7 protein-coding genes are annotated in these 6,991 nt (G+C 75.3%); 3 read left to right on the top strand and 4 right to left on the bottom strand.

All coding sequences use genetic code 11. The annotated features are described in order from the left end of the window. The 4 genes from FFA01_RS15580 to FFA01_RS15595 form a co-directional block, all read right to left on the bottom strand. A partial coding sequence (locus FFA01_RS15580; RefSeq protein ID WP_146857101.1) for a glycosyltransferase occupies window positions 1-663 on the bottom strand: 663 nt, incomplete at its 3' end. 49 nt (window positions 664-712) lie between these two features. Then, window positions 713-1,588 (bottom strand): patatin-like phospholipase family protein, encoded by an 876-nt coding sequence (locus FFA01_RS15585; RefSeq protein WP_146857102.1) that lies wholly within the window; start codon window positions 1,586-1,588, stop codon window positions 713-715. Between the two features lie 116 nt (window positions 1,589-1,704). After that, window positions 1,705-2,754: an MBL fold metallo-hydrolase gene (locus FFA01_RS15590; protein ID WP_146857103.1), complete on the bottom strand. Its 1,050-nt coding sequence runs from the start codon at window positions 2,752-2,754 to the stop codon at window positions 1,705-1,707. 21 nt (window positions 2,755-2,775) lie between these two features. Further along, window positions 2,776-3,807, bottom strand: a complete 1,032-nt coding sequence (locus FFA01_RS15595; RefSeq protein ID WP_146857104.1) for an NADPH:quinone reductase — start codon at window positions 3,805-3,807, stop codon at window positions 2,776-2,778. 83 nt (window positions 3,808-3,890) lie between these two features. On the opposite strand from FFA01_RS15595, the gene FFA01_RS15600 reads away from it, so the two are divergent. The 3 genes from FFA01_RS15600 (at window position 3,891) to FFA01_RS15610 (ending at window position 6,937) form a co-directional block, all read left to right on the top strand. Next, the gene (locus tag FFA01_RS15600; RefSeq protein ID WP_146857105.1) at window positions 3,891-5,291 is read left to right on the top strand and encodes a sensor histidine kinase; all 1,401 of its coding nucleotides are present in this window, start codon (window positions 3,891-3,893) and stop codon (window positions 5,289-5,291) included. After that, the gene (locus FFA01_RS15605) at window positions 5,288-5,962 is read left to right on the top strand and encodes a response regulator (RefSeq protein WP_146857106.1); all 675 of its coding nucleotides are present in this window, start codon (window positions 5,288-5,290) and stop codon (window positions 5,960-5,962) included. Before FFA01_RS15600 ends, FFA01_RS15605 begins: the two co-directional genes overlap by 4 nt. A 117-nt stretch (window positions 5,963-6,079) precedes the next feature. Beyond that, window positions 6,080-6,937 (top strand): hypothetical protein, encoded by an 858-nt coding sequence (locus FFA01_RS15610; RefSeq protein ID WP_146857107.1) that lies wholly within the window; start codon window positions 6,080-6,082, stop codon window positions 6,935-6,937. The last annotated feature ends 54 nt before the right edge of the window (window positions 6,938-6,991 follow it).

Below are 6,991 nucleotides of genomic sequence, written 5' to 3' on the forward strand. Positions count from 1 at the left end.
GGGGCGGGCGGGCGGGTCGATCCGCGCCTCCTCGGCGGGATCGACGGGGTGGAACAGCTCGCTGTCCACGCCGGGCAGCACGACGGCGACCCGGTCGGGTCGGCCGCCCAGACGCGTGGTGACCGTCTCGGCCTCGGCGCGGCTGATGGCGACGACGGCGTCCGACTGCTGCGCGAGATGGACCTCTCCGGCCAGGCGGCCGGGGGACTCGGCCCGCTCGCCGTGCGAGAGCGGGGTCGAGTCGGCCGCGGCGATCGAGTGGAAGCTCTGCACGTGCGGCACGCCGAGCGCCCGGGCCACGGGCAGGGCGGCCATGCCCGAGAACCAGTGGTGCGAGTGCACGACGTCCCAGGGGCCGAGCTCGGCCAGCCGGTCGCGGAACTCGGTCACGAAGAGCTCGTGCCGGCCCTTGGTGACGGGCTCGGGCGGTCCCGCCGTGAGGTAGTGCAGGGTGACCCCGGGCGAGAGGTCGAGACTCGCCGGCTGGGCGGGATCCGACCGCCGGGTCACGATGTCCACGTGGTGCCCCGCCGCCCCGAGGGCCTCGGCCTGGTTGCGGACGACGACGTTCATGCCGCCGACGTCGCCCGATCCGGGCTCGGCGCCGGGAGACGTGTGCAGCGACACGAGCGCGATGCGGAGCGGGGAGGAGGCGGTGGTCACCTCCCGAGGGTAGCGGCCCGCCGACCCGGCGGCCCGCACCCGCGAGGGGTCAGACGGCGACGCCCGACCAGAAGGCCCGCACGCGGTCGAGCACGGCGTCGGCCTGGCGGCGACCGGCCTCGGCCGCGGGTCGTCGGGTGGTGGTGGCGAGCACGTCGGAGCCGAAGGCCTCGAGCGCCTCGGCGTCGGCCTGGATCACGAGCACCTCGCGGCCGGCGGCGCGACGGGCGGCCACGACCTGCGGCAGGGTCGGGCCGAGCGGCGAGACGTCGAGCTCGGGGCCGCAGGACAGCACGAGGACGCGGTCGTGGTCGTCGGCGAGATCGGCGTTGGTGCCCGAGCGGACGCCTCCGTCCATCGTGGGGCGGCCGTGGATCTCGACGGTGGGCCAGACGACGGGCACCGAGCAGCTGGCGGCCACGGCGCGGTACAGGTCGACGCCCGACGCGGCGTTCAGCGGGCGGAAGCTCCCGTCGGTCGCGTCGACGGTGCAGACGGTGAGGTCGGCCTCCGGCCAGGCGACGTCCCCGAACCGGCCGCGCATGGTCGTGACGAGGTCGGGCTCCTCACCGGCCACGGGGGTCCGGCGGGCGAGCGCGCCGACCCGGCTCCGCGCCTCCTGCTGCCCCGTCGCCCCGACCAGGGCCTGGCCGAGCGCCTGCTGGAACGCCTCGGGGTCGATCGAGCCCGAGGGGAGCTCGGTCACGGCCTCGAACTGCTCGCGGAGCCCCTCGTCGACGCGTCCCAGCCGCACCATCGTGCCGACCACCGATCCGGCGGAGGTGCCCACCACCAGGTCGGCGTCGCCCACCGGGACACCCGCCTCGATCAGGCGCGAGAGCACGCCGAGCTCCCACGCGATGCCGGTGATGCCGCCGCCGCCCAGGACGAGCGCGGTGCGGGTGGGGGTCGTGTTGGTGCTCATGTCTCTCCTCGGTCGTGAGGGCCTGACCAGGAGGCGCAGGGCGGCTTCCCGGGGCCGCGATCGACTGTAGGCCCGTCGCCTCGGCGCGTTCCCGGCGGACGTCCGGCCGGGAGCGGTCAGGCGGGCCGGAGCTCGCCGGCGCGGCCGAGCGCCTGGACGTGCCACTCGGTCTGCGCGAGCGCCGAGCCGAGCCGGTAGCCGTGCAGCGACGCGATGCCGCCGCTCCACGACATGCGCTCGGCCACCTGCCACACGGTCGGCCGATCGAGGGAGTCGAGGGCCGCCGCCGCGTCGCGGGTGCGATCGGCGCGGTGCCCGATCAGCGCCTCGGCGCGCTCGCGCAGCCCGACGAAGCGGTACTCGTGACCGGGGCACACCTCGAGGGCGTCCGGCCCCGCGACGTCGAGCGCCACCATGCGGTCGAGCGACGACAGGTAGTCGGTCAACGGGTTGCCCGCCGTCCGCCCGCCGAGGCCGATGCCGGGGTTGATGCGCGGCAGCACGTGGTCGCCGGTGAAGACCAGACGCTGCTCGGGCTCGACGAAGCAGAGGTGGCCCGCCGTGTGGCCCGGCGTGTGGACGGCCCGCAGTCGTCGCCCGGCGATCGGCAGCTCGTCGCCGTCGGCGAGCAGCAGGTCCGCCGTGACCTCGGGCAGGCGGCGACCCGATCCCCACGAGGCGACCAGCGCCTCCCGGTCGTGGTCGGGGGCGCCCCAGCGGGCGATGTCGTCGTCCGCTGCGGCGGCGTCCGCCGTCCGCTCGGCGAGCGCGCGCTGCTCGGCGGGGTGCAGGGCGATGCGGGCTCCCGAGGCCCGCCGCAGGGCCTCGGCTCCGCCCAGGTGGTCGGCGTGCAGGTGGGTGACCGCGATCAGCTCGACGTCGGCGATCGTGTGACCGACGCCGGCGAGCGCCTGCTCGAGACGCTCGAGGTTGCGGTCGACGTCCCAGCCCGGGTCGATCACCGTGAGGGCCCCGTCGGACCCCTCGACGACGTAGCCGAGCGAGTGGTCGTCGATGCCGTCGCCGAACTCGAACGCGACCGACCAGACGCCGTGGCGGACCTCCTCGACGCCGGGCAGCTCGCCGCGTCGCACGGCCCCCGCCTGCGCACGGCTGACGGGGACGGGAGGCGCGGGAGGCACGGGTCGGGAGGCGGCGTCGGTCACCCTGCGAGCCTAGCCAGGCCGCTATCCGGCGGACACCTCGATCAGCACCTTGCCGACCACGCCGCCCTCGACGGCCTCGTGGGCCGCGGCCGTCTCGGCGAGCGGGAACGTGTGCAGCGGGAGCCCGGCCGCCTCGCCGACCGGCAGGACGCCGTCGCGGAGAGCGGCGGTGACGTCCTCGACGGCCGCCTGCAGCGCCTCCTCGCCCACGGTGTAGAGCAGGACGAACTGGAACCGGGTGTTGGTGATCATGTTCGCGCGGATCGGGATGGTCGTCGTGTCGCCGCCGTCGTCGGCGTAGATCGCCACGGAGGCGCGGTGCGCGACGACCTCGGACAGCAGGTCCGCGTTCTGCGAGATCGCGACCTCCACGACGACGTCGACGCCGTCGGGGGCGATCTCGCGGATCTCGGCGGCGGCGTCGCCCGTGCGGTAGTTGACGACGTGGTGGGCGCCGGCCGCGGTCGCCAGGCCGGCCTTCTCGTCGCCGCTGATCGTCGTGATGACGGTGGCTCCGGCCCAGCGGGCCAGCTGGATGGCGGCATGACCGACCGCACCCGCGCCCCCGGCCACCAGGACGACCGCGCCGTCGAGGCTGCCCGGCTCGAGGCGGCTCGGCCCGTCCTCCCAGACGGTCAGGGCGCGGTGAGCGGTCATCGCCGGGACCCCCAGGCTCGCGCCCACCTCGAGGCCGACGCCCTCGGGCAGCGGCACGACGCGCGAGGCGGGCAGCACGGTGAACTCCTGGGCGGTGCCGGTGGGGCGCTGGTGGGCCGAGAGGTAGGTCCAGACGCGGTCGCCGACCGCGAGCCCGGTGACGCCCTCGCCGACTGCGTCGACGACGCCCGAGCCGTCCTGGTTCGGCGTGACCTCGGCGAACGGCAGCGACTCGCCGCGTCCGCCGCCCGCGCGGGACTTCCAGTCGGTGGGGTTCACGCCCGACCAGACGACGCGCACCCGCACCTCGCCGGCGGCGGGCTCGGGCAGGTCGCGGTCGACGAGCTGCAGCACGGTGGGGGCGGGTCCGGTCTCGGAGTACACGATCGACTTCATGCCCGGAGCCAACCAGACCCGGCCCCGTTCTGTTCCGGGCCCGGCGCGAGGCGGCGGGCCCCGTGAGGCCGCACAATGGCGGGATGACCCCCACCGACCGCACGGTGCCGCCGTGGACCCCGGTGGTCGTCCCGGCCGACGCCCCCGCCCGCACCGCGGTCGACCCCACCCCGCGCCGCGTCGTGACGTGGGTGGCGGTCGTGGCGGTCGTCGTCATCGTCGCCGTGATCGTCGCGGCTCTCGTCGCCGCCCGCAGCCTGGCCGAGACCGAGTCGGTGCGTGACGCCGCCGACCGGGCCGACCGCATCGCCGACGTCCTCGTGCAGCCCGAGCTGACCGACGCCCTCCTCACCGGAGACCCCGGCGCCACGGCAGCCGTCGACGCGGTCGTGCGCGACCACATCCTGAGCGACAGCATCGTCCGGGTGAAGATCTGGGACGCCGACGGCCGCATCGTCTGGTCGGACGAGACCCGCCTGATCGGGCAGCGCTTCGGCCTCGCCGAGGACGAGCTCGAGGCCCTGCGCGGCGCGGGCGTCGATGCCGAGGTCAGCGACCTCAGCGCGCCCGAGAACGCCTACGAGAGCGACGAGGGGAAGCTGCTCGAGGCCTACCGCTCGGTGCGCACCGCGGAGGGCACGCCCCTCCTGTTCGAGGTGTACTTCCGCTACGACGAGGTGCTGCAGCGCAGCGGTCAGCTCTGGCAGGGGTTCGCCGGCATCGCCGTCGGCAGCATCGTCGTCGTGCTCGCCCTGCTCGCGCCGGTGCTCTGGCGGCTGCTCGCGGCGCTCCGGGCCGCGCGGCTGCACCGTGAGACCCTGCTGACCCGGGCGCTCGACGCCAGCGCCGACGAGCGTCGCCGGATCGCGGGGACCCTGCACGACGGGGTCGTCCAGGACCTCGTCGCCACGTCCTTCGCCCTCTCGGCCGAGGGGGCGGCCGCGCGCAGCCGGGGCGACGCGCCCGCCGCCGACGGGCTCGACGGGGCGGCCGGGTCGGTCCGCGACAGCATCGGCGGCCTGCGCACCCTGCTGGTCGACATCCACCCGCCGAACCTCGAGCGCGCCGGACTGGCCTCGGCGCTCGAGGACCTCGCCACGGCGACCCGAGCACGGGGCGTGGCCACGACCGTGTCGGTGGCCGACGACCTGCGCCTCGACGCCGGCGCCCGACGCCTCGTCCACCGCGTCGTGCAGGAGTCGCTCGTCAACGCGGTGAAGCACGCCTCGGCGACCCGCGCCGTCGTCACGGTCGCGCGCTCGGACGCCGACGGGCCCGCCGTCGGGCCGACCATCCGGCGCGTCGTCGTCACCGTCGCCGACGACGGACGCGGATTCGACCCCGCCGCCGTCCACCGGGTCGTCCCCGGCCACCTCGGCCTGCGGCTGCTGACCGACGCCGTCCGCGACGCCGGCGCGGGCCTCGACCTCGCGACCGCCCCCGGATCCGGCACCTGCTGGAGGCTGACGGTGACCGCCTCGTGATCCGCGTGCTCGTGGTCGACGACCACCCCCTCGTCCGGGCCGGGCTGCGCGCCCTCGTGGAGACCGCCGGTGATCTCCTCGTGGTGGGGGAGGCCACGAGCGGCGAGGACGCCGTGGCCGCCGTCCGGGACTCCGCTCCGGCCGACGCGCCCGACGTCGTCCTGATGGACCTCTCCATGCCGGGCATCGGCGGTCTCGAGGCCACCCGTCTGCTCACCGCGGCGGAGACCCGACCGCACGTCGTCGTGCTGACCTCGTTCCCCGACCCCGCGTCCGTGCGTCAGGCGCTCGCCGCCGGTGCGGTCGGCTACCTGCTGAAGGACGCCGACCCCGCGACGGTCGTGGCGGGCGTCCGCGCCGCGGCCGGTGGAGGAGCACCGCTCGACCCCCGGGCCGCCCGGGTGCTGCTGCCGTCCCGGGACGCGGGAGGCGCGGGCACCTCGGCCGCGCCTCCGGCGTCCTCGTCCTCCCCTCCGGTCGACCCGCTCGTCACCGGGCGCGAGGCCGAGGTGCTGCGCCTCATCGCCCGGGGACGGGCCAACAAGCAGATCGCCCACGAGCTCGGCATCAGCGAGCGCACGGTCAAGGCCCACGCGGGCAGCGTGTTCCGCCGCATCGGGGTCGCCGACCGCACCAGCGCCGCGCTCTGGGCCCGCGACAACGGGTTCTGAGTCGGGTCCGGCGACGGGTACTAGTACCAAGGTCCGATGGCCCCGAGGTCGCCGCGCCCCGAGGCTGGACGCAGCACAGCACAGACCGAGCTGTCCGTCGTACGCGAAAGGCCCACCATGCCCACCACCTTCCTCCGCAGGGCCCGCGCGGCCGTGCTCGTCACCGCGGTCGTCGCGGGGTCGCTCGCCCTCTCGGCGGCGCCCGCGAGCGCCTCGGGCAAGACCTCGGCCGGCGGCGACTACGCCGTCACGGTCAACGGCACCACCTACGACCCGGCCGCCGGCAGGAGCACCAAGCTCGACGGCATCACGCCGACGGGCCGCATCGCCGTCCGCGGGGTCAACAACGGCTTCGACATCGACGTCGCCACGCTGGGCGTGTACGACTACACCCTGACCGGAGCCCCCGACACGCAGCGCATGGTCACGAAGCCCACGACGGTGTTCGCGTCGAAGGTGCCGACGCTGACCTCCGCGCAGCTCTCGGGCGCGACGATCAAGAGCCTCGAGATCAAGGACGACACCCTGGTCGTGCTGTTCGGCACGTCGGCCGGAAAGTTCAAGATCCAGGCGAAGGACGGCGCCCAGGGCGGCATCTTCCAGATGGAGTCCGAGTTCGGCGCCCCCGTCGAGTTCGTGCACACGCTCGCGCCGGGCGTCTTCTACTTCGTCAACCAGTTCACCGGCAAGGTCAACTTCGGCGACGGCGTCGACGCCGTCCCGTCGGGCACGGGCGCGCACCAGATGCTCCTCGGCAAGGACAGCCCCCAGGTCGCGACGAAGACGTTCCAGTCGGGCACCGTCACCAAGTGGCTCGTGCAGTCCGGCGGCCGACTCGGCGGCGTGCTCGGCGAGGACGCCATCGAGCTGAGCGCCGGCGCCACGAACTGCACCAGCCAGTGCCAGGCGCAGAACCGGATCCGCGGTTCGCTGCCGGTGCCGTCGAACCCGACGGACCCGACCCCGATCGGCTGACCCGCGCCTCCCTCCCGCTCCGCGACGGAGACGAGCCACGACCCGCCGCCCCCC

This window comes from Frigoribacterium faeni (assembly GCF_007988805.1).
In the GTDB taxonomy this organism is placed as follows: domain Bacteria; phylum Actinomycetota; class Actinomycetes; order Actinomycetales; family Microbacteriaceae; genus Frigoribacterium; species Frigoribacterium faeni.

Coding starts and splice junctions, on each gene's coding strand:
- FFA01_RS15585 (WP_146857102.1), bottom strand. CDS start 1,588: ATGAGCACCAACACGACCCCCACCCGCACCGCGCTCGTCCTGGGCGGC.
- FFA01_RS15595 (WP_146857104.1), bottom strand. CDS start 3,807: ATGAAGTCGATCGTGTACTCCGAGACCGGACCCGCCCCCACCGTGCTG.
- FFA01_RS15600 (WP_146857105.1), top strand. CDS start 3,891: ATGACCCCCACCGACCGCACGGTGCCGCCGTGGACCCCGGTGGTCGTC.
- FFA01_RS15610 (WP_146857107.1), top strand. CDS start 6,080: ATGCCCACCACCTTCCTCCGCAGGGCCCGCGCGGCCGTGCTCGTCACC.